The organism is Geobacillus genomosp. 3, assembly GCF_000445995.2.
GTDB lineage: Bacteria > Bacillota > Bacilli > Bacillales > Anoxybacillaceae > Geobacillus.
Genome location: NC_022080.4, coordinates 3144336 through 3166483, shown reverse-complemented (window position 1 = coordinate 3166483; position 22148 = coordinate 3144336). Strand labels below are relative to the sequence as shown.

18 protein-coding genes and 2 pseudogenes are annotated in these 22148 nt (G+C 54.0%); 19 read left to right on the top strand and 1 reads right to left on the bottom strand.

Annotated features, from left to right (window positions below):
* Window positions 1–200 precede the first annotated feature (200 nt).
* Complete coding sequence (locus M493_RS15835) at window positions 201–1517, top strand: SEC-C domain-containing protein (protein ID WP_020961393.1); 1317 nt, start codon at window positions 201–203, stop codon at window positions 1515–1517.
* A 67-nt stretch (window positions 1518–1584) separates the two neighbouring features.
* Here the strand turns inward: M493_RS15835 and M493_RS15830 are convergent, their stop codons facing one another.
* Window positions 1585–2301, bottom strand: a complete 717-nt coding sequence (locus tag M493_RS15830; protein WP_020961392.1) for a plasmid pRiA4b ORF-3 family protein — start codon at window positions 2299–2301, stop codon at window positions 1585–1587.
* A gap of 122 nt (window positions 2302–2423) precedes the next feature.
* Here M493_RS15830 and M493_RS15825 point away from each other — a divergent pair, with 122 nt between their 5' ends.
* The 18 genes and pseudogenes from M493_RS15825 (at window position 2424) to M493_RS15745 (ending at window position 21977) form a co-directional block, all read left to right on the top strand.
* On the top strand, window positions 2424–4544 hold the full coding sequence (locus M493_RS15825) for a YecA family protein (protein WP_020961391.1): 2121 nt from the start codon (window positions 2424–2426) through the stop codon (window positions 4542–4544).
* A 335-nt stretch (window positions 4545–4879) separates the two neighbouring features.
* On the top strand, window positions 4880–6229 hold the full coding sequence (locus M493_RS15820; protein ID WP_020961389.1) for an N-acetylmuramoyl-L-alanine amidase: 1350 nt from the start codon (window positions 4880–4882) through the stop codon (window positions 6227–6229).
* A 230-nt stretch (window positions 6230–6459) separates the two neighbouring features.
* Entirely contained in the window at window positions 6460–7770 is a 1311-nt protein-coding gene (gene brnQ / locus M493_RS15815; protein WP_041268030.1) for a branched-chain amino acid transport system II carrier protein, read from the top strand.
* A gap of 237 nt (window positions 7771–8007) precedes the next feature.
* Window positions 8008–9363, top strand: coding sequence for a UDP-glucose dehydrogenase family protein (locus M493_RS15810; protein ID WP_020961387.1), 1356 nt, complete (start codon window positions 8008–8010; stop codon window positions 9361–9363).
* Window positions 9364–9577: 214 nt separating this feature from the next.
* Window positions 9578–10885: a hypothetical protein gene (locus tag M493_RS15805; protein WP_020961385.1), complete on the top strand. Its 1308-nt coding sequence runs from the start codon at window positions 9578–9580 to the stop codon at window positions 10883–10885.
* 274 nt (window positions 10886–11159) lie between these two features.
* Window positions 11160–12389 carry a hydantoinase/carbamoylase family amidase gene (locus tag M493_RS15800; RefSeq protein ID WP_041267799.1) on the top strand — a complete coding sequence of 410 codons (1230 nt, stop codon included), beginning with the start codon at window positions 11160–11162 and terminating at the stop codon, window positions 12387–12389.
* A gap of 26 nt (window positions 12390–12415) precedes the next feature.
* The gene (locus tag M493_RS15795; protein WP_020961382.1) at window positions 12416–13600 is read left to right on the top strand and encodes a M20 family metallopeptidase; all 1185 of its coding nucleotides are present in this window, start codon (window positions 12416–12418) and stop codon (window positions 13598–13600) included.
* Between the two features lie 53 nt (window positions 13601–13653).
* Window positions 13654–13854 (top strand): DUF3311 domain-containing protein, encoded by a 201-nt coding sequence (locus M493_RS15790; RefSeq protein ID WP_020961381.1) that lies wholly within the window; start codon window positions 13654–13656, stop codon window positions 13852–13854.
* Entirely contained in the window at window positions 13851–15323 is a 1473-nt protein-coding gene (locus M493_RS15785) for a sodium:solute symporter family protein (protein ID WP_020961380.1), read from the top strand. Before M493_RS15790 ends, M493_RS15785 begins: the two co-directional genes overlap by 4 nt.
* 398 nt (window positions 15324–15721) lie before the next feature.
* Entirely contained in the window at window positions 15722–16174 is a 453-nt protein-coding gene (locus tag M493_RS15780) for a VanZ family protein (protein WP_023817784.1), read from the top strand.
* 84 nt (window positions 16175–16258) lie between these two features.
* On the top strand, window positions 16259–16375 hold the full coding sequence (locus M493_RS18910) for a DUF3789 domain-containing protein (protein ID WP_020961378.1): 117 nt from the start codon (window positions 16259–16261) through the stop codon (window positions 16373–16375).
* Window positions 16376–16526: 151 nt separating this feature from the next.
* On the top strand, window positions 16527–16613 hold the full coding sequence (locus M493_RS19060) for a putative holin-like toxin (protein ID WP_335328900.1): 87 nt from the start codon (window positions 16527–16529) through the stop codon (window positions 16611–16613).
* Window positions 16614–16912: 299 nt separating this feature from the next.
* Entirely contained in the window at window positions 16913–17902 is a 990-nt protein-coding gene (locus M493_RS15770) for a LacI family DNA-binding transcriptional regulator (RefSeq protein WP_020961377.1), read from the top strand.
* Window positions 17899–18792 (top strand): ribokinase, encoded by an 894-nt coding sequence (gene rbsK / locus M493_RS15765; RefSeq protein ID WP_020961376.1) that lies wholly within the window; start codon window positions 17899–17901, stop codon window positions 18790–18792. The genes M493_RS15770 and rbsK overlap by 4 nt, the downstream gene beginning before the upstream one ends.
* A pseudogene (locus M493_RS15760) lies at window positions 18789–19082 on the top strand (substrate-binding domain-containing protein); the annotation flags it as partial. The gene rbsK and the pseudogene M493_RS15760, both read left to right, overlap by 4 nt.
* 152 nt (window positions 19083–19234) lie before the next feature.
* A complete protein-coding gene (locus tag M493_RS18905) occupies window positions 19235–19792 on the top strand; it encodes a DUF6431 domain-containing protein (RefSeq protein WP_015374194.1) in 558 nt (185 codons plus the stop codon).
* A gap of 140 nt (window positions 19793–19932) precedes the next feature.
* Window positions 19933–21184: pseudogene (locus tag M493_RS15750) on the top strand (IS481 family transposase).
* Complete coding sequence (locus M493_RS15745) at window positions 21177–21977, top strand: ExeA family protein (RefSeq protein ID WP_020961374.1); 801 nt, start codon at window positions 21177–21179, stop codon at window positions 21975–21977. The pseudogene M493_RS15750 and the gene M493_RS15745 overlap by 8 nt, the downstream one beginning before the upstream one ends.
* Window positions 21978–22148 lie beyond the last annotated feature (171 nt).

The window sequence follows — 22148 nt, the reverse complement described above, 5'->3', positions numbered from 1 at the left end:
CGTCCTTTCCGTCCATTGTGCATCATGGGTTCCCGAAGAAAGCCCCCGTTTTCCGTTCACTCTTTATATCTACCTATTATAGCATGGCGGATTGTATCGTTGCTATGTCTGTTTGGTGTGGGATTTATTCCTGCTTTTCTCTCTGCTATGATACAATGAAAATAACGGCAAGGCCGAATCAAAGGAAAGTGGGTGGCGATATGACGGTGTCGCGGAATGCCCTTTGTCCGTGCGGCAGCGGCAAAAAGTACAAGCATTGTTGCGGAAAGCAAGAGGCGGTATCGATTGCATCCATCATTGAGCGCGAGCTGGTCGAATGCATGCAGGATGTGGTCTTGTTTGCGTCGGAGCGATACGAGGACGTGTTGGTGGAAGCGATGGCGGAATGCCCGTTGCAGTGGTTTCCGGAAGAGTTAGAGGCGGGCGCTCATTTATTGTTGACGGATTGGGCTGTTTTTTGCCGGCCGGTGGATGAGAAAGGGACCACGATCTTTTCGGCGTACATGCAAGACCGGCGCCGCAATCGTTGGCGGCCGGCGGTGCAAGCGCATTTGGAGCGGTGGACGGAGGGGGTTCCGTCGTTTGGCGAGATCATCCGTTTCGAGGAAGAGCGGCGTCTCATGGTGCGCGATCTTGTGAGCAGGGAAGAACAACGCGTCCATTTTTTAACGTCGGAGGCCGTGCCGCCGGCTGAAGAAGGGGACGTTTTGCTTGGCTTCCTCCTTCCATACGGGGAAGAGTTTACGTACTTTATAGCCGCTCTGCCGTTTCCAAAGAGCGGAAGAGCACGGCTCGCCCATGCGATCGAGGCGGAGAGAAAACGAAGCGGGAAAGCGGCAGACGCGTTTTGGCGAACATCGTTTCCAGAAGCGCTCGATCTAGCCCTTAACGAATGGCTATGGCAGCTGTCGGCCGAACTGGAATGGAATCATCCTGACGAAGAGGCAGTCCTTCACGAGCTGAAGCGGAGAGAAGAAAAGACATCGCCCCGGGTGCTTAGCCATGCGGCGTTCTTTTGGCGCATGTATTGCGAACAAGATGAACCGGTCATCGATGACCCAATCGTGTATGCAGCCGCGCTTCGCCATGTTGCCGGCCAGATGGCGGAAGAGGAGTTCATGGATGTAGAGAAAGCGGCCGCACGCTACGGAGTGTCTGTCGAGGAAGTCGAATCCACTTCCGTGGAATTTGTCTTGTTCGCGATGGAGATGCTTGATCACGATGAGGATGGCGAGTGGGATGAAGATGATGAGGAATGGCTTGATGATGAGTGGGATTTCGAAGAGGACATGATAGACGGCGATGAGTTGGATGCCGCGATTGACGAGTGGCTTGACGAAGTCGAAGAGCTGTTTGATGACGAAGGCTGGGACACCGATCAAGTCCGCCGCTTGATTGACAAGGCGATGCGAACATGGAAAAAGGACGGTTTGCTTGAAGGGGTTGACGAAGCCGAACTTCGTGAAGAACTCGAGGAGCTCGTCTGGCAAACATTTGCGGGGTGGGGGTTTTGTTAAGAACATACAGCGCATCCATGGGAGAAGGTGCCCAGCCGTTGTTTTGGGCGTCTTCTCCCCCCCTTTGCTACAGATGGATGTAGGATAACCGCTTGTTCACCTCCTCGATGTTAAACGCATCGGGATCAAAATCTTCGCCTTTCATGTCATACATCCAGTCAAGTCGTTCAAGCAGTTCCGGATCCGTAAGGGAGTCTTGGTTTGCCGCTGATTCGAGCAGCTCCAAATAACCATAGACGCCGCCGCAATCCTCGGGAGGGCATGCCCGTTTCCCTTTCAGGCAAGTGGCGCGTTCCAGCGGTTTGGGGAGTGTTTCAATCTTTTCGACGGTGATGGTATGGCGCCAGTAGTCGCCAAAATCGTAAATGTACAGAAACTTTTGTTTTTCTTCCGTCAGCCATTGCTGCAATTGAATGCGGCGGGCGTCCAACCGCTCTTTCCCAAAGTGGAACGAGTCCCAATCGTCCGGGATGCTTACAAGCACGTTTCTGAGATCGAACTCGTATAAATGAGCTTGTTCCCAACCCATCGCTTCTTGGATGATGAGATGAAGATCGTGAAATGTTGCATGTCCGGGAACAAGGACGCGCCGCCAAATCGGCGGACGGATGCCGTTTAAGGATATTTTTAACTGATAGGCGGTTTTGGAGCGGCGCGGTTTCTTTGATGTCGTGCTTTTGCTTTTTGGTGTTTCCGTCCATCGACCGTGCGGATGGGAAGTTTTCGTTGAATTAAGCCTCGTCATCAATTCGTCGATCAAGTCGATGAGTCTTTTCTCTTCCATGAATATCGTCCCCTTTTTTAGGATTGTTTTTGTATACTTATAGTTTAACCTGTTTCTAAAAGAATCAAAATAATAATGGTGATAGAAATTAGAAAACGAAATTGATTCAAGGAGGGAACCGTATGTCGGTCGGCCGAAACGACCCGTGTCCGTGTGGGAGCGGAAAAAAGTATAAAAAATGCTGCATGAACAAAGCGATGGAGGAAGAGGCGAAAAGGGCGCGGCAACGTCGGTTTTTTGAACAGAAGTATGAGCTGTCGCAACAAGTGCACTGTTTCTTAGACGAGGCGCTCTCCTACGCCGAACAACGGGCGATAAAGCACGCGTTCCGTCAGGCCATTCGGGAAATGAAACACAGTGAGATGCTTGAGCCGCTTGAAACGCTTTGGTACTTGTTCGTTCACCGTTTCCCAAACGGGATGCGCGGCGTTGAATGGTTTCGGCGCGAGAAAGGACGCCGTTTATCTTCGGAATTGCAAAACATGCTTGACCGGTGGGTTCAGCTTGTTCCGCGCCTCGTTCAGTTTGTGGACCGCGGTGAAGACGGGGGGACAGCGGTCGACCGATTGACGGGGGAAACGTTGTTTCTGCCATTTAGCGAGACGATGCCGGATGTAGTGCCTTGGGGCGGTATGTTTGCGTTTCTCGAGCCGTTTGACGACGGTTATTATATTCAAGGCGTCGCCTCTATCGTCGGGCCGGATGGGGTGAGGGAGGCTGAAGAACGAATGCGCTCACTTCTTCAAGAGACGAATATGCCATACGAAGAGCTGGCATTTTCCCATTTTCTTGAGATTGTCGATGCGTGTCACAGTGCCTCGTCATTATCCGAACGTGAGACCGAGGTGGTTGAACAGCGGACGGTTGTCTATGACATGCCTGATGCGCGGAACGTTCTGCGCCAGCTAGAGCAACACGGAATCGCGATCATTGATGAAGAAACGACCGAGGCCATCAAAGGTTCGCTGCGCGGTGTGACGTACGAATATCGCGATGATCTTGCTTCCGGCCCGATTTATCTGGACGAACTAACGGGCTTTTTAGAAGGTCGGGGGCGGACGATGACCTTCTCCGCATTTGATGCGGACGCTGAGCGGGTGCTGACAGAAACGCTTGAGGCAATGGGGCTGCCGGTGACGGTTGTATCGCGGTCGGCGAAGACACACCTTGTCCCTAAAGGAGTGAAGTTACTGTCATACCATGTCGAGTTGCCGCCTGGTGAGCCGCCATATATGGCGTTTGTTGCCAACAGCGCCGTGATGTTAGAGCAGATGTTGCATGTGCCGCGTGAGGAATGGGGAGGGCGGTCCGTTCATGAAGTGGCGATGAACGGGGAGCAGGAAAAGGTCGAGCAATGGCTGCGCACGTATGAATACCATACGTTCGAGCGTCTCCGTCAAGAAGGGAGTCCGGTGATGGTCAATACGAACAGCATCCGTTCCCGCTACGGCTTGCCGCTCTCGCCATTTGTGACGCCTGAAGCTGAGCGGACAACGTATATTCAAGTGTTTCAACGGCTCGATGGGGGCGAGTATTTTGTCATACCGGCGGAATGGAAAGCGCGCTTTTTCGGCACCGATCTCCTTCATTTTTACGAGGAAAAAACGGAAGGGAAATCGGAAGCGACGAAAGCGAAATACCGTCTCGGTGTGACAGCGGTCGGCCATTATTTGCAGACGACGCCACTGTCATCGTGGAATGAGTTGGAATCGCGCCATTGGCAGCAATGTTTGGCCTTTCACTACGTCATGTTTTCTCCTGACATAAGCGTCAATCAGGCGAAACAAGTGTTAAGCGCCGTTCAGGCGCTTGCGAAATGGTTGGACGGCCGCTATCGGACAAGCCATGCCCGGGTCGTGCGCCAACTTGTGACGGAATTGCAGGAGCCGTTGTTGAAAGCGGTTCGCCTTCTTCGGCTGTATCATCGGCCTGATTTGCCCATGGAGATTGCCGATATTGCTTGGAAACATATGGTGGAAAGCAAAGAAGAGTACCGGACGGGGACATTTCGGGTAGGGAACGTTGGCCGGGAAGAGGCCATCATTCACTCGTTGGAGACGGGCGAACAGTTTCGTTGGCGCTTGACGCCGTCGGTGAAATCGTATGTCGAGCCCGGTATGTGCTTAGAAGCTGCATTCACCCAAGACGGCGCATTGGCGGCCGCCCAACGTGTATACCCGCCGCAAGCCGCCCCTTATATAGAAGCGTTCGTTCAGTTTGATCGGTCATCCGTTAAAGTGTAGGGGCGAGGAGGATGTCTCATCGCGAGACATCCTCTTAATTTTATGTGAATGAAAGCAGGAAGCAGCCGGGTGATGGCGCTGATTGGGGCATCGGATATGGGCGGGGAATGCGGGCAAACGTCGTTTGTGACGGCTCCGTGTTTCCGGACTTATGCATTTTTCTGTTGACGGCTGTCACGTTAACGGATTTGATGTGGACGTGACGCATTCATTGTCGATTCGTGGGCGTTGGCGTCATCCGTTCTGTCGAGCAGTTTTCCCTACTGACAGACAGGAAATCGACCTTTGTGCGCGAACCATATAGTAGAAATAGAGACGGCTGGGAGGGAAAGCGCATGAGGCGGGGAAGATGGCTCGCCGTATTGTTTTGTTTATGTTGGTTGATGATCGCTGCCTGGCCGGCAGGGGCGAAAGGGGAAAACGAGAATACAGACGAGTTGGCTGTCGTGACAGCTGACCGGGTGAACGTCCGCCAAGGGCCAGGGGTGCCGTACCGTCCGTTGGCAAACGTTCACCGTGGTGAGACGTATCGGCTGCTCGATGTGAAAGACGGCTGGGTGAAAATCGAGTGGAAGCCGAACCGAACCGGTTGGATCGCCACACCGTACGCCGCCCCTGTCCAAAGAATGGAAATCGTGCAAGAAGACCGTCTTCGTCTCCGTCAAGAGCCAAGTCTCGATGGGCGCATTATCGGCCATCTTGCTCAAGGGGATCGGGTCGCGGTCATTCAAGAAGAGGGAGAATGGAAACAAATTGTCACGAATGAGGCCGTCGGCTGGGCGGCGGCGTCGTATTTGGCAGCCGCTGAACCGTTGCGGAACTCGCAGCGGACGGGAGTCGTGACGGCCGATTCACTGAACGTGCGGATTGCACCGTCGCTGGACGCGGAGCGAGTCGGGCGGTTGGTGCGCGGCGAGCACGTTGAAATTGTCGAAACAAAACAGGACTGGTACAAGATCGTTGCCCGGTCTGGTTCAGGCGGTTGGGTGGCGGCGGATTACGTTGAAATGAAAAGTGGACAGGCAGTTGAAAGCGAGGAAGACGCAGTGGTCGCCTCGGTTTCACCTGTCGGCGTTAGCCTCGCCGCCATTCAAGGAAATGGCCCGCGCCGATATGTGAGCCGCTGGACACGAGGGCCTATTCAGGCGCTGGCCGGGAAAACGGTCGTGCTGGATGCAGGCCATGGCGGCAAAGACGGAGGGGCGCAAAGCGTCAATGGCGTCGTCGAGAAAGCATTGACCATGGAAACGGCGGAACGGCTGAAAGAAAAGTTGGAAATGTACGGAGCGCGCGTAGTGTTGACCCGCGCCGGTGATGATTACGTGCCGCTGTCGGCGCGCGTCGCCGCCGCCCGCTTGTATCAGGCGGACGCGTTTATTAGCTTGCATTACGACAGCGCGGCTGACCGGGACGCTTCCGGCATCACCGTTTACTATTACGACCGGTTCGCCGACTATGGCTTGGCGCAATCGTTCCAAGGGCCGTTCACGCAGCTCTCCACGTTGCCGTTTCGCGGCATTGCTTTTGGCGACTATTACGTGTTGCGGGAAAACGAGCGGCCGTCCGTATTGCTTGAACTCGGCTATTTAAGCAACCCGTCCGATGCCGGAACAGTGGCGACCGATGGGTATCAAGAAGCGGTAACAACAGCGATCGCAAGCGCGGTTCGCCGCTATTTTGAATGAGGCACCGCATACGCGGCCGACGGATTATGGAAAGGCACCTGCCTAGGCAGGTGCCTTTTTCCATGAGCGGAATGTAGGCATGGATCGTTGACAAAATAGTTTAAAAAATATAATATTTATAACGAGAAACGATAATATTTTTTCTGTTATATTCTAATTATCTAACTATTTTTATATATATTAAAATATTTTAAATATTTTTATACAAAGAAGAACGGGGGATGTACATGATGAAAATGAAAGATGTGGTATGGACCGGACTCATGCTCTTTTCTCTCTTTTTTGGAGCGGGGAATTTAATCTTTCCTCCTTACTTAGGAATGGAAGCGGGAACGGCCGTGTGGCCCGCGGTGTTCGGCTTTATTATCACAGGGGTCGGGCTGCCGCTGTTGTCGGTGGCGGCGGTGGCGTTTGCGAAAGACGGCGTCCATTCGCTCGGCAACGCCGTTCATCCGCTGTTTAGCCTTTGTTTTTCACTGGCGGTGTATTTGGCGATCGGCCCGTTTTTTGGCATTCCAAGGGCGGCGAGCGTCGCCTATGAAATCGGAGCGAAGCCATTTTTTGTTGATGGTGGCGCCTTCGCGATGTGGCTGTTTACCGGCATCTTTTTTGCGCTCGTGTATTGGTTAAGCTTAAACCCGTCCAAGCTCGTCGATCGAATCGGGCAGTTGTTGACGCCGGCGTTGTTGCTTTCGATTGCCGTGCTTTGCATGACGGGATTGATCCGGCTCGATGACCCGCAGGCTGCGCCTGCCGAGAAATATGCGTCCGCTCCGTTGGCGAAAGGGATGTTGGAAGGGTATTTGACGATGGATACGATCGCCGCGCTCGCCTTTGGCATTGTTGTCATCCATGCGCTTCGCGACCGCGGGGTGAACCGTCCGTCCTTGCAGGCGAAGGCGACGATTCAAGCCGGGCTGATCGCCGGGGTCGGGCTTGCGCTTGTATATACGGGCATCGCCATCATTGGATCGCGAATGGCTGGTGTCGGCTCTTTTGCCAACGGGGCTGAGCTGTTGTCGCATGTATCGGCGCTGTTGTTCGGCGGCGGCGGGAAGGTGCTGTTAGGCGTCATCGTTGCGCTCGCCTGCTTGACGACAGCCGTCGGGTTGGTCGCTGCTTGTGCGCAGTACTTTCAAACGCTCACGCCATCCGTTTCGTACCGGACGTACGTGACCGTGCTTACCGCCTTCAGTTTTTTGATGTCAAATCTAGGCTTAAATGCGCTGATCGCCATTTCTGTTCCGGTTTTGACGATGTTGTATCCGCTCGCGATCGTACTCGTTGTGTTGTCATTTTTCCATCGTTGGCACGGCGGGTCGCGGAAGGTGTACGGTTTCGCCGTGCTGTTGACGGCCGTGTTCAGCTTGTATGATGGACTAAAAGCGACCGGGGTGGAGACGGCATGGCTTGAGCCGTTGCTCTCATGGGCGCCGTTGTTCTCGATCGGGCTTGGCTGGATCGTCCCGGCCTTGATCGGGGCGGCGCTCGGGTTGGCGGTCGACCGGCCGTCTCTACCTAAACGGAAAAAGGCGGCGTAAAAACATGACGGTCGTTGCGAAACAATGCGGTGCCACCGGGGGACAAGGCAGTTCCCCCGGTTTTCTTTTTTGGCGAAAGCATGTAGCCTTGATCGGTCATGTTCATGCCACGGTGGCGGACAACGCTTGCTCATGAACATTTTTTTGACCGGGCGCCAACGGTGAAAATGGACGGCGGATTCGATATAATGGGAACAAGCGACAATGGCCGCAATGGAGAAAAAGGTGTGATAACCGGTGAACGTAACGATTGTAGGGGCGGGATACGTAGGACTCGTCACCGCCGCCTGCTTGGCGGACAAAGGACACGATGTGACATGCGTTGATGTGAATGAAGAAAAAATCGGCTTGTTAAACGAAGGAACCGTTCCGATTTATGAACCCGGGCTGGAGCCGCTCCTCAGGCGAAACCGCCCCCGCCTCCGCTTCACAACGGATGACGGCGAAGCGTATCGCAAGGCGGATGTCATCATGATCGCCGTCGGCACGCCGCCGCAGCCGGACGGGTCTGTAAGGCTTGACGACGTATGGGACGCATTGCGCCGCATCGCCCGGGCGGCGGAGCAGGATGGCCTTGTCGTCATCAAGTCGACCGTACCCGTCGGCACCGCCGATGAAGCCGCCCGCTTTTTGGCGGAAAACGGACGGCCGGGGGTGAAGCTCGACGTCGCATCCAACCCGGAGTTTTTGTCGCAAGGAACAGCGGTGCGCGACACATTGCAGGCGCCGCGCATTGTGTTGGGCGTTGAATCGGAGCGCGCCGAGCGGGTGATGAAAACCGTTTACGCCCCGTTTGCTCTTCCGTATGTCGTCACCGACCGGAAAAGCGCGGAGATGATCAAATACGCCGCCAATGTGTTTTTGGCGCTAAAAATTTCCTATATCAATGACATCGCCAACGTATGCGAGTTGGTAGGCGCCGACATCGAGGCGGTCGCCGAAGGGATCGGCATGGACCCGCGCATCGGCCGCCGCTTTTTGCGCGCCGGCGTCGGTTACGGCGGCTCGTGTTTGCCGAAGGATGCGAAGGCGCTTCGCCAGCTGGCTGCGGCGCACGGCTATTCGCTCAAAACGGTCGAGGCGGCGATTGCAGTCAATGAGGCGCAAACATGGCGGCTGCTTGAAAAAGCGCGCGCCCATCTCGGCTCGCTTTACGGACGGACGGTGGCGGTGTTGGGCGCTTCGTTCAAGCCAGGGACGGATGATGTGCGGGAATCGCCGGCGTTCGCCAACATCGAGCGTTTGGTCGCCGAAGGGGCGAACGTGCGCGTTTGGGACCCGGCCGCCCTCCATCATGTCGCCCGCCGCTTCGGCGAGGCGGTCGCTTGTTGTGAGACGATCGAAGACGCCATTCGTGATGCGGACGTTTGTTTCATTTTCACCGAGTGGCCCGCCGTCTTGCAGTTTGACCTTCACCGCTATAAGGCGCTGATGAAGACGCCAATCGTGGTGGACGGGCGCAACTGTTACGGCTTGAGGGCAGCGGAAGCCACCGGCCTGATCTACGAATCAATCGGGCGGCCGGCGGCGGGGAGGACGATGGGCGTTCTCTCATCACGGCCGGTCTCTATACATGGGGAAAAAGAAGGATAGACAACGCTCACCCCTTCTTTTCGTGGTGGTCGATGCAAAGTCAAGCCATCGAAAGGCAGAAGGGGTAGAGCCGCATGGCGGTGCTGCGGACGTCCAATCAAGTGCCTGTTGGTAATACATTTGGTGAATTTTGGAACTCGAAACAGGAAGCCAGAGAAGCAAGCGGCGCAGGCAAGGGCGTTGGGAGGACGGGGAGAGAACATGGCGGAAGGGGGTGTGCGGCATTCGCATTCGGTTAGGCCTCTTAGGGGCAGACGATTCGCTGCCGATCATTCAGGCGGTCGTGGAGGAGTATAAGGAGTTAGTTTGCTTTCCGGTTGTGTATTGGGATGAACGTGACATTCTCGATTTGATGCGCCCGCTTGCCGCTCAAGTCGATATGTGGCTGTTTTCCGGACAAGTGCCGTACTCGATCGCCAAGCAGTCCGGCGAGGCCGGGGTGCCGCTGTTTTATGTGCCGCATACGGGGGCGAGCTTATACCGCACGCTGCTGCAAGCGCATTATACAAAACAAATCCCGGTCTGCAAGCTGAGCTTTGATACGTATGAGCACGGCGAGGTGGAACGGCTTCTCGAGGAAGCCGGCATCCATGAGCCGGTTTTGTATATCAAACATTACGAAGGGGGCATTTCCGCTCAGGAACTTGCCCGTTATCATTACGATCTATGGAAGCAAGGGAAAACGAAGGCGGCGGTTACTTGCCTGCGGACGGCGCATTTGGAAATGGAAAAAATAGGAATGCCCGTCTATCGCGTGCTGCCTGCCCGTTCGGCGGTGGAAGCGATCGTGCAAACCATCATTCGCACAGGGGAAATGCTCCGTGTACAAGATGCGCAAATCGCGGTGCAGATGATCGAAGTCGATTCCATGACGGCCACATCCCCGGAGACATTTTCATCGGATGAAATTTATAAGATGGAACTGAAGACGACGGAAAAACTGCTGCAGTATACAAAAAAAGTGCAAGGGTCGCTGAAAAGCGTCGGGCCGGGCCGCTATGTCATCTTTACAACAAGAGGCGCGTTAAAAGAGATGACCGCCGGCTATAAAACGATTCCCACGTCCAGGGAGATGACACATCTTTACGAGGAAGTCGTGGCGTGTGGCATCGGCATTGGACGAACAGCGTACGAGGCGGAAATTCAGGCGGGAAGGGCGTTTTTGCATGCGAAGCACTATGGCAGAGGCGCCTGGATGGTTGCGTTTGATGACGGGACGATCGCGGGCCCGCTCGGAAAAGAGGAGCAAATTCACTATTCCATTGGCAATGAAGAGCTGCGGCAACTGGCCGAGCACACAAATTTAAGCACCGTCACGCTCGGTAAACTGCAAGCCATTTTGCGCCGGCGCGGGACGAACGAAATGGAAGCACATGAACTGGCGAGTGATCTGCAAATTTTGCCGCGCAGCGCCCGGCGAATTTTAAAAGAACTAGAGGCTGCCGGCCTCGCCGAGGCGATCGGGGAAACAAGCCCTTACCCCCGGGGACGCCCACGGAAAGTGTATCGCATTTTTTTATAACTCGATGGTCAATCGGCTTCTGCTGTTTGTAGAAGCCGATTTTTGATATGGTGGGCAAAAAACACGCGCAGCAAAACAAAAACGAAGGGGGAGAACATCGCGCGCAGAAACAGAAGAATGCCTTGCCTAAGCCGGAGGAAACGGAGGTTCAGTGGCGCATCATTTGGACTATTCAATATGATTTTTACTATTTGAAAATTTAGTAGAGTGCGTTATAATTAAGGACATAGCCGAAATTCATCCGTAAATTGTCCGAGAGAAAGAGGGGAGCGGATTGGTTCAAGGAGAACGTCTTTGGCAACGGATCATGGAATTAGGGGAAATTGGGAAGCAACCGGGCGGCGGTGTGACGCGGCTTTCGTTCACCGCTGAAGAACGGCAAGCGAAAGAGTTGGTCGCTTCCTACATGCGCGAAGCGGGGCTCGCTGTATATGAAGACGCGGCAGGCAACTTGATCGGACGGAAAGAAGGCATGAATCCCGACGCGCCAGTTATGCTCATTGGTTCACATATTGATTCGGTCTACAATGGCGGCCGCTTTGACGGCCCGCTCGGGGTGCTGGCTGGCATCGAAGTGGTGCAGACGATGAATGAGCAAGGAGTCAGGACGCATCACCCGATTGAAGTCGTGGCGTTTACCGATGAAGAAGGGGCGCGCTTTCGTTTCGGCATGATCGGCAGCCGCGCGATGGCCGGGACGCTGCCGCCAGAAGCGCTCGACTATCGCGACGTGGAAGGGGTCTCCGTTGCCGAAGCGCTGAAGCGGGCGGGGTTTGATCCCGACCGCTTGCCGCAGGCAGCGCGAAAACCTGGAACGATCAAAGCGTATGTCGAACTGCATATCGAACAAGGCCGGGTGCTCGAGGAGGCCGGTCTTCCCGTCGGCATTGTCACCGGCATCGCCGGGCTCGTTTGGGTGAAATTCACCGTTGAAGGAAAGGCGGAACATGCCGGTGCGACGCCGATGTCGTTGCGGCGCGACCCGATGGCCGCCGCCGCGCAAATCATGGCGGTCATTGAAGAGGAAGCAAGGCGGACGGGGACAACGGTCGGAACGGTCGGACAGCTTCATGTGTTTCCAGGCGGCATTAACGTCATTCCCGAGCGGGTCGAATTTGTGCTCGATTTGCGCGACTTGCAGGCGGAAGTTCGCGATCGGGTATGGGGAGTGATAGCCGAGCGGGCGCAAGCGATCGCGAAGGAACGGAATGTCCGTGTCACAACCGAGCTGCTGCAAGACATGCCGCCAGTGCTATGTTCAGATGAAGTGAAGCATGCCGCCGAAGCGGCGTGCCGAAAGCTTGGCTATCCGCCGTTTTGGCTGCCGAGCGGTGCGGCTCATGATGGGGTGCAGCTCGCCCCCCTTTGTCCGATCGGCATGATCTTTGTCCGCTCCCAAGATGGGGTGAGTCATAATCCGGCGGAGTGGAGCACGAAGGAAGATTGCGCTGCTGGAGCGTCCGTCCTTTACCATACGGTGCAGCAGCTGGCTCGAGGGGAATAACGAAAACATGAACAGGGGGAAACGTGATGACAAAGGAAGAAATCAAACGGCTCGTCGATGAAGTGAAAGCGGACGTCATCGCTTGGCGCCGCTACTTGCACGCCCATCCCGAATTGTCGTTCCAAGAGGAGAAAACGGCGCAGTTTGTGTACGAGACGCTGCAATCGTTCGGCGGTCTCGAGATAACCCGCCCGACGAAAACGAGCGTGATGGCGCGCCTTGTCGGCCGACAGCCAGGCCGGGTCGTTGCCATTCGCGCGGATATGGACGCATTGCCGATTCAAGAGGAAAACACGTTTGAATTTGCTTCGAAAACTCCGGGCGTCATGCATGCGTGCGGCCATGACGGCCATACGGCGATGCTTTTGGGGACGGCGAAAATTTTTGCCCAGTTGCGTGATCAACTCCGCGGCGAAATCCGCTTTTTGTTCCAACATGCGGAAGAACTGTTCCCCGGCGGGGCGGAAGAGATGGTGCAAGCCGGCGTCATGGACGGAGTGGACGTCGTCATCGGCACCCACCTTTGGTCGCCGCTTGAGCGCGGCAAAGTCGGCATTGTGTACGGACCGATGATGGCCGCACCCGACCGCTTTTTCATCCGCATCATCGGCAAAGGCGGCCACGGGGCGATGCCGCACCAAACGATCGATGCGATCGCCATCGGCGCCCAAGTCGTGACAAACTTGCAACATATCGTCTCACGCTATGTTGACCCGATTGAGCCGCTCGTCGTATCCGTCACACAGTTTGTCGCGGGGACGGCGCATAACGTCTTGCCAGGGGAAGTCGAAATCCAAGGAACTGTGCGCACGTTCGATGCCAAGCTGCGCCAGACAGTGCCACAATGGATGGAGCGCATTGTCAAAGGCATTACCGAAGCGCACGGCGCCTCGTACGAGTTCCGATTTGACTACGGCTATCGCCCGGTCATCAACTACGACGAAGTGACCCGCGTCATCGAAGAAACGACGCGCGAACTGTTCGGCGAGGAAGCCGTCGCCCGTCTCAAGCCAAACATGGGCGGCGAGGACTTCTCGGCGTTCCTGCAAAAAGCGCCGGGCAGCTTTTTCTACGTCGGCGCTAGAAACGAAGAAAAGGGCATTATTTACCCGCACCACCACCCGCGCTTTACGATTGACGAAGACGCGCTCGAGATGGGTGTGCAAATGTTTGTCGGCGCGACGTTGAAACTGTTGGCGGAAGCGGAGTAAGGCGCTTCCGCTTTCCACCTATGCTAGAGAAAAGGGAAAGGGGAGAAAGGAAATTGAAAAACATTCGTTGGCTGATGGTGTTGCCGTTTATCGGCATGCTTGGCGGCGTTCCATTTGTGAATCAAGTGACTCCGTATGTGTTTGGCATGCCGTTGCTTCTGTTTTGGCTAGTGGCTTGGGTGATCATCACCTCGATCATTATGGCGATTGTTTATCGCTTTGACCCCGCGGTGAAGGAGGACGAGCAAACATGAATGCAGCATTAGTCATTATTTTTGCTTTCTTGTTGTTTTCTCTTTATTTAGGGCTGCAAGCGCGCAAAGGGAAAGACATGAACTTGGAGCAATGGACGGTCGGCGGCCGCGGATTTGGCACGATCTTTGTATTTCTCTTGATGGCCGGTGAGATTTATACGACGTTTACATTCCTTGGCGGAAGCGGTTGGGCCTATGGAAAAGGCGGGCCGACATTTTACATTATCGCCTACGGCTGCCTAGCCTATGTGTTATCGTATTGGATGTTGCCGAAAGTATGGAAATATGCGAAAGAACATCGGTTGATGTCCCAATCCGACTTCTTCGCCCGAAAGTACGACAGCCCGATGCTCGGTGTCCTCGTGGCGCTTGTAGGGGTTGTGGCGCTCATTCCGTATTTGGTGTTGCAACTGAAAGGGCTCGGTATCATCGTTTCCCAAGCTTCCTACGGCACGATTTCTCCGACCGCTGCCATTTGGATCGGGGTGTTGGCCGTAACGGTCTACGTAATGATTTCGGGTATTCACGGTTCAGCATGGACAGCAGTGGTGAAAGACATTATGATTTTAGTCGTGGCCGTCTTTTTAGGGATTTATCTGCCGTTCCACTATTATGGGGGAATCCAGCCGATGTTTGAGACGGTTGAACAAGTGAAGCCCGGGTTTTTAGCGTTGCCAGACAAAGGCATGAGTGCTTCGTGGTTCATTTCAACGGTGTTGCTGACGGCACTTGGATTCTATATGTGGCCTCATACGTTTGGATCCATTTATTCGGCGAAAAGCGCCAATGTTTTTCGGAAAAATGCCATTGTTTTGCCGATTTATCAGTTGGTTTTATTGTTTGTCTTTTTCGTTGGCTTTGCTGCCATTTTGCAAGTGCCGGGGCTCGAAGGGTCGGATGCGGATTTGGCTTTATTAAAATTGTCCATTCAAACGTTTGACCCGTGGGTCGTCGGGTTGATTGGCGCCGCCGGGCTGCTCACCGCCATGGTTCCAGGGTCGATGATTTTGATGAGCGCATCGACGTTACTTGTGAAGAATGTGTATCAAGTGTTTGTACCATCCGCTACCGATGAGCAAGTCGCCAAGTTGGCGAAATATCTTGTTCCCGTTATTGCCCTCATTTCCTTGTACTTTACGTTCCGGGGCGGCGATACGATCGTGGCGTTGCTTTTGATGGGATATAGTCTTGTAACCCAGTTGTTCCCTTCTTTCGTGCTAAGTTTAACGAAGCAAAATGTTGTCACGAAGCAAGGGGCATTTGCCGGAATTGTAGCAGGCGTGGCTACAGTGGCGTATATTACGCTGTCCGGCAGCAGCGTCGGCACGTTATTCCCGTCATTGCCGCAAGTGGTGCAAGATTTGAATGTCGGCATTATCGCACTGATTGTCAATACGGTTGTGACGCTCGTAGTCAGCTTGATTCCGACGCGTTCGGTTCGTGCGGGCGCCGAGAGAAAAGCCGTGTAGGAAGGTTTCGCTTTCCGCCGCTCATTAGGATGCTGGCGAAGTGGAATGGATTAGGTATAGCAAAAAAGGAGGCGCGAGTGAAGGCGGCCTCCTTTTTCATATATAGTGAAAGACTGCCAGGCATTTGACCGTGGTTGCTAGGGATGAGATACAGTCAGGCCATAAAGGCGTGCACAAAAAATCAAGCACGATCGATAGGGAAGAGTACAGACTTTTCTCCCAACGAACTTCCCTTGATGGGGACGAGTGTAAACTGTAGAAAATGTTCGTCAAAGGGAATGGAAACCACCGGCCATCCCTGTTATGATGGTAAAGGGTTGAACGAACAAGGCGCCCGCTTTCGTTTGTTGTTTAGGTGCTTTGTTTGGTCGGCAAAACGGTTGTTGGCAGGTGAAACGATGAGAGAGTTCCTTTCCTGCTGGCTCCCCGTCATTCTTTGGTGTCTCGTCATTTACACGTTTAGCGAGTCTTCCTTGTTCACCGGAGCGAATACGGCTCACGTGCTGCAGGTGATTCTCTCGTATTGGCCGTTTGGCGGCGGGGATGAAGAGGGGCCGTCATGGCTGAACGTTTTGATCCGCAAAGCGGCGCATTTGACCGAGTTTGGCATTTTGGCCGCGCTCGTATGGCGGGCGCTCTCGCCCAAGCGGTTGGCGTATGCGGGCGCTTGGCTGTTTGCGACCGCTTATGCGGCAACCGACGAGTGGCACCAATCGTTTGAACCGGGGCGGACGGCGACGCCGAAAGATGTGGCCATTGACTCGTGTGGGGCGCTGATCGCGCTTTTGGTAGTATGGGGCTGCCGCCGTTGGCTCAGGAAAAAGCATCAGGCGGTGAAACGCGGCGTATAATAAAACACAAGCTCTCCCGACGTATAGGCCGAGGGGAAGAAGGAAAGAATAGAAAATGAGTTTACGAGAAAAGGGAGAGAAGCCATGGTCGCGTTTATCGCCGGAATGTTTGTCGGCTCGTTCGTCATGCTTGTCATCATGAGCATGATGGTGGCGGCGAAACGGGCGGATGAAGCGGGCGAACGGTGGAGGGAAAAGTAAGAAGTTTGCAGAGGGACGTTGGGCCATGACCGGTCGTCCTAAATTTTCCAAGATGTATTGGTTGCTAGGAACAGAAATGATAGAATAAAGATGCACGGTTTCATGCAGGGTGGGCAGTGGCAACTCCCTTGATGAAAGGGGGTGCTGCTGGATGATGACTGTTGCGGAGGCGTTGTCGTTAATGATTTCGTTTGCGTCGCTGATCGTAGCAGTCATTGCGGTATCAAAAGAAAAGTAACCCACCCTGCTCGGCCTAGGTGAGGGTGGGTTACTTCTGCCTGCTTCCGGGCCACTGCACTTCTTGCAGCAGCCGTGCGTGTTGGTTAGGGCATTGACAGTTGTCAATGTCCTGTTTTTTATCCTATGCTTTCCTATATCTTATTATAACCGTGATCTAGGGAAATCACAACATGGCCCCTATGGAAACGAGCGGATACATGGTGGAAGATCGAGGCAAAAAAAAACTTGATGGCGTGCAAAAAATAAGATATACTATGTGTAACCGGTTACACATAGATAGAAAAGAAGGAATCGAACATGGCAACGATTCGTGATGTAGCAAAGCGAGCAGGTGTATCCGTCGCCACCGTTTCGCGGGTGTTAAATCAAAACGGATATGTTAACGAAGAAACGGAAAAACGAGTCAGACAGGCGATGGAGGAACTCAATTATAAGCCGAATGAAGTAGCGCGGGCGTTGTTCAAAAAAACGTCCAAAACGGTCGGATTGATTGTCCCGGATATTACGAACCCGTTCTTTCCCGAGCTCGTTCGCGCGGTGGAAGATGTGATGAATATTTATGACTATACGGTCATTCTATGCAATTCTGATGAGAAAGCGGAAAAAGAACGGGAATATATCGAGGTGTTGAAGCAAAAATACGTAGATGGCGTCATTTTGACCACGAACCAGTTCGCGCCGGAAGAAGTCGAGGAATGGGATGTTCCGATTGTCGTGCTCGACCGTCCGCTCCATGAACGTTACCCATCGGTGGTTGCGGATAATTACGGGGGAGCTCGTTTAGCGACGCGTCATTTGTATGAAATAGGCTGCCGGCGGATTGCCCATATTCAAGGGCCGACCCACGTCATTAACGCCATAGAGCGTTTTCGCGGCTATCAAGATGAAATGAAGGCGCTGGGGTTGGGAGATCGGCAGTTCGTCATCCAAGGGAATTACCAGCTGAAGCAGGCGAAAGAAGCGGTGATGGATGCGTTGGCCAAGCAGGAGATCGACGGCATTTTTGCCGGCAACGATGCGATGGCGGTCGGTGCTTTGAAAGCGGTTCAGCAGTCTGGCCTGCGCGTTCCTGAAGATATTGCGATTATCGGTTATGACGGCATCCCGCTGACGGAAATGACAACACCGGAACTATCGACTGTATCCCAGCCCATTTACGAAATGGGCGCCATGGCGGCTAGAATTTTAATTAAACAAATTGAGAGAAAGCCGCTTGAGAAACTCCATTATCAACTTCCGGTTCAACTGGTCGTGCGACAGTCGACATCAAGGAGGGGATTGACATGAACAAACCAACCATTACCGTGATCGGCAGCATCAACATGGACTTGGTCACCGTGGCGGCGCGGTTTCCAAACCAGGGAGAGACGATTTTAGGCGAGCGGTTTCTCACCACTCCCGGCGGCAAAGGGGCCAACCAGGCGGTGGCCGCCGCCCGCCTCGGCGCCAACGTTCGAATGATTGGCGCGGTGGGGGATGATGCGTTTGGTCAAGAGCTCATCCGTTCGTTGCAAAATGAAGGCGTTTCCGTCAATAGTGTGAAACCGGTTACACATGAACATACCGGCATTGCTTCCATTACGATTTCTGAGCGGGACAACCGGATCATTGTCGTCCCGGGGGCGAATCACGCGCTGACGCCGGAGGATCTGGATCCATATGAATCCGTGATCGCCGAAAGCGATGTGTGCTTACTGCAGCTGGAAATCCCGCTTCCCGTTGTGGAACGGGTCGTTTCGATCGCGCATCGCCACGGCGTGCGCGTCATCGTGAACCCAGCTCCAGCACAGCCGCTGCCGCTCGTGGTGCTCGAGCAGGCGAGTTTCTTGACGCCGAATGAACATGAACGGGGCATTTTGTTTGACAAGATGGATGAAGAATCGTTTGTCGATCAGCTCATTGTCACCGAAGGGGCCAAAGGGGTGCGCATTTGGCAAGATGGACAAGAACGGCTCATTCCAAGTTTCCACGTTCCCGTCGTGGATACGACGGGCGCGGGCGATACGTTTAACGGGGCGCTTGCCGTGGCGCTCGCGGAAGGGAAGCCGCTTCATGAAACGTGCCGATTTGCCAATGCGGCTGCGGCTCTATCCGTGACAAAACTCGGGGCGCAGGCTGGGATGCCGAGACGAGAGGAGGTGGAATCATTTTTGGCCGAACAGGAACGAAGTCAATGAGGCAAAAAGTTGATGTGCTGCTGGTCAACCCGACGGACTCAAGCGCTGTCACGTCTGCGATTGAATCCGCCAACAGCGCCAACATCCCGGTCATTCCCGTCGACCGCAGCGCGGACGGCGGGAAAGTGGTCACCCATATCGCTTCTGACAATGTGGCAGGAGGAAAAATGGCGGCGCAATTGATCGTCGACCACTTGAAAAACGGCGGAAACATTGTGGAATTGGAAGGGATTCCGGGCTCCTCGGCCGCACGTGAACGGGGAGAAGGATTCCACCAAGTGATCGACAAATGTAAATTATCACTTTATTTCGGAACAAAAGAGCCATTTTTTTGCACATTCCTTCAGAAAGCCCTCTCCCCTTTTCTGAAAGAATGTGCTAAATTTTTTGTGAATTATTTCGGAAGAGAAAATCCATCGATTCAGAGGAGGGGGAGGAGGACGTGATTCAATTTCATGACTTTGGCATTGACGTCCAAACGTATGCAGAGCGTGGAAAAGAAAACGACTTCCCTCTTCTGAAAAAGTGTCCGCATTGCCGGGCCAAGCGCCCGTTGCACCGCCACGGTTACTATGAGCGAAACGCATTGACCCCACATGGTGATGATCGCATTTGGATTGTCCGGTATCGCTGTCGGGAATGCTTGAAGACGGTGAGTGTGCTGCCTTCCTTTCTCCTCCCGTATTTTCAGTATACGTTGTCCGCCATATGGCAAGTCGTGAAAGAGCAGTTGGGATTGACCGAGGGGACGAACCGGGCTCCGTTTCTCCCGACAAAGGACGGCATCATCTTTTATGTCCGACGGTTCTGCCGAAACCTATCAAGCCTTCACAGCTTTTTTGCGAGGCGGTGGAGGATCATAGGCCCTATCGTGAAAAAAGAAAAGGAACGGGCTTCCTGGTGGATCCGGACGTTGGAGAAACACGGTCTCTATTCGGTCATCAGAGACATGTGGGAGGACGGATTCCGACACCCTTTTGCGAATCAAATGGGATCCTGATTTTACATACATATCCTAAATTGGAAATAGTTGAGGTTTCCACAAACCTTTCCTATCGACGGAGAAAAAGCGATCCGGTACGATAAGGGCAGACGGACCGGAACGGTCCTGATTCCAAGTGAGACAAGGAGGAGATTCGAATGGATGAGTCGATGAGACACGACATTGCCCTGTTTCGGTACGGGCTAATCGCTCCGTTGGTGAATGGGCAGGTGGAACCGAAGACGTATCTGAAAGAGGTGAGCGAGCGAGTGCACCATGTTCCCCACCAGGGCGACAAACGAATCGCAGCCAAGACGATCCTCGATTGGTGCACCCGATACAAAAAAGGGGGCTTTGACGCCTTAAAGCCGAAGCGCCGTTCGGACCGCGGCCACTCAAGGCGTCTGTCGCCCGATGATGAGGATCATATTTTAGCCCTAAGAAAAGAACATCCCACCATGCCCGTGACGGTGTTCTACGAACACCTGATCGAGCAGGGGGAAATCCCAGAAAATCATACCTCTTACTTTACTATATACCGATTGTTGAAAAAACACAACCTTGTCGGGAAAGAAATCTTGCCCATGCCGGAGCGAAAGCGCTTTGCGTATGACCAGATCAATGAGCTTTGGCAAGGGGACTTATCCCATGGACCAACGATTCGAGTCAATGGGAAAGCCCAGAAAACGTTTTTGATCGCCTATATCGATGACTGCTCGCGGTTTGTGCCGTACGTATAGTTTCCCTTCGGAGAAGTTTGACGGGCTGCGGATCGTCACGAAGGAAGCGGTGCTTCGTTGCGGGAAGCCGAAGCGCATTTACTCGGACAACGGGAAAATTTATCGATCCGAGGTGCTGCAGTATGCGTGCGCCGAGATGGGAATTACGCTCATCCACACCCAGCCGTATGACCCGCAAAGCAAAGGGAAAATCGAACGGTTCTTCCGCACCGTACAGACGCGGTTTTATCCGCTGCTGGAGTTGGATCCCCCGAAGTCGCTCGAAGAGCTGAACGAGCGCTTTTGGAGGTGGCTTGAAGAGGAGTATCATCGAAAACCGCACGCCTCGCTGGACGGAAAAACGCCGCATGAGGTGTTTCAATCGCAAGTGCATCTCGTGTCGTTCATCGAAGATAGCGATTGGCTGGATGCGATTTTTCTGAAGCGGGAGCACCGCAAGGTCAAAGCCGATGGAACGATCACCTTGAACAAGCAGCTGTATGAAGTGCCGCCCCGGTTCATTGGGCAATCGATTGAACTCCGCTATGACGAACGGGGCGTCTATGTGTACGAAGATGGAAGGAAGGTGGCGGAGGCCGTTCGGGTTCGTTTGGAGGACAACGCCTATGTAAAACGCCATCGGTCCCCGTTTGCGGCGATTCCGGCGAAGGAGGGAGAACACGGTGTATAAATCGTTTTACTCCCTTTCGCGGGAGCCGTTTGCGAAAGAAACAGACCCGTCCGAGGCGTATCAAGGGGCGTCATTTCAGGAAGCGTTGCGGGCGCTGGAGTACGTGAAACGAACCCGGGGGATCGGGCTGTTGATCGGAGAGCCGGGGGCGGGCAAGACGTTCGCCCTTCGGGCGCTGAAAGAGTCATTGAATCCATCATTGTATCATGTCGTCTACTTTCCGTTATCCACCGGAGGCGTGATGGATTTTTACCGTGGACTGGCCTTGGGATTAGGAGAGGAACCGAAGTACCGCAAGGTAGATCTCTTCCGCCAAATCCAGCAGGCGATCGAGCGATTGTATCATGAACGACGGATCACGCCGGTGTTCATTTTGGACGAGATGCATTTAGCAAAGGATGCATTTTTACAGGACATCGCCATCTTGTTCAACTTTGAGATGGATTCGACCAACCCATTTGTCTTGATTTTGGCCGGGCTGCCCCATTTACAGGGGAAGCTGCGGCTCAATCAGCACCACCCTCTCGACCAACGGATCATCATGCGATACCGGATGGGGCCGCTGGAGAGGGAAGAGGTGGCGGGCTACATCGAGCATCGGATGAAACAGGCCGGGGCGAAGCATCCGATCTTCACTCCATCGGCGTTAGAGGCGATTGCCCTGCAGTCGCGGGGATGGCCTCGGGTGATCAACACGTTGGCCACGACGTGCCTGTTATACGGGTATCAGCTGAAAAAGGACGCCATTGACGAAGAAGTGGTGCGCATGGCCGCAGAGGAAATGGGGTATTAGCACGAAAGGGGCCGAATCGGCCTCTTTTGTGCTTTCACTTTTCCATTTTCCATCGGTCCATCAGGCGCGCTGGAAATCTTCATCTGAAAGAGCGTGCAAACGTTCCGAAAGAATGTGCAAAATCCGGAACAATCCGCAAAAATTTTGCACATTATTTCAGAATCCGCCTGA

Coding starts and splice junctions, on each gene's coding strand:
- M493_RS15785 (WP_020961380.1), top strand. CDS start 13,851: ATGAATGCAGCATTAGTCATTATTTTTGCTTTCTTGTTGTTTTCTCTT.
- M493_RS15825 (WP_020961391.1), top strand. CDS start 2,424: ATGTCGGTCGGCCGAAACGACCCGTGTCCGTGTGGGAGCGGAAAAAAG.
- M493_RS15795 (WP_020961382.1), top strand. CDS start 12,416: ATGACAAAGGAAGAAATCAAACGGCTCGTCGATGAAGTGAAAGCGGAC.
- M493_RS15780 (WP_023817784.1), top strand. CDS start 15,722: ATGAGAGAGTTCCTTTCCTGCTGGCTCCCCGTCATTCTTTGGTGTCTC.
- M493_RS18910 (WP_020961378.1), top strand. CDS start 16,259: ATGGTCGCGTTTATCGCCGGAATGTTTGTCGGCTCGTTCGTCATGCTT.
- M493_RS15770 (WP_020961377.1), top strand. CDS start 16,913: ATGGCAACGATTCGTGATGTAGCAAAGCGAGCAGGTGTATCCGTCGCC.
- brnQ (WP_041268030.1), top strand. CDS start 6,460: ATGAAAATGAAAGATGTGGTATGGACCGGACTCATGCTCTTTTCTCTC.
- M493_RS15830 (WP_020961392.1), bottom strand. CDS start 2,301: ATGGAAGAGAAAAGACTCATCGACTTGATCGACGAATTGATGACGAGG.
- rbsK (WP_020961376.1), top strand. CDS start 17,899: ATGAACAAACCAACCATTACCGTGATCGGCAGCATCAACATGGACTTG.
- M493_RS15820 (WP_020961389.1), top strand. CDS start 4,880: ATGAGGCGGGGAAGATGGCTCGCCGTATTGTTTTGTTTATGTTGGTTG.
- M493_RS15835 (WP_020961393.1), top strand. CDS start 201: ATGACGGTGTCGCGGAATGCCCTTTGTCCGTGCGGCAGCGGCAAAAAG.
- M493_RS19060 (WP_335328900.1), top strand. CDS start 16,527: ATGATGACTGTTGCGGAGGCGTTGTCGTTAATGATTTCGTTTGCGTCG.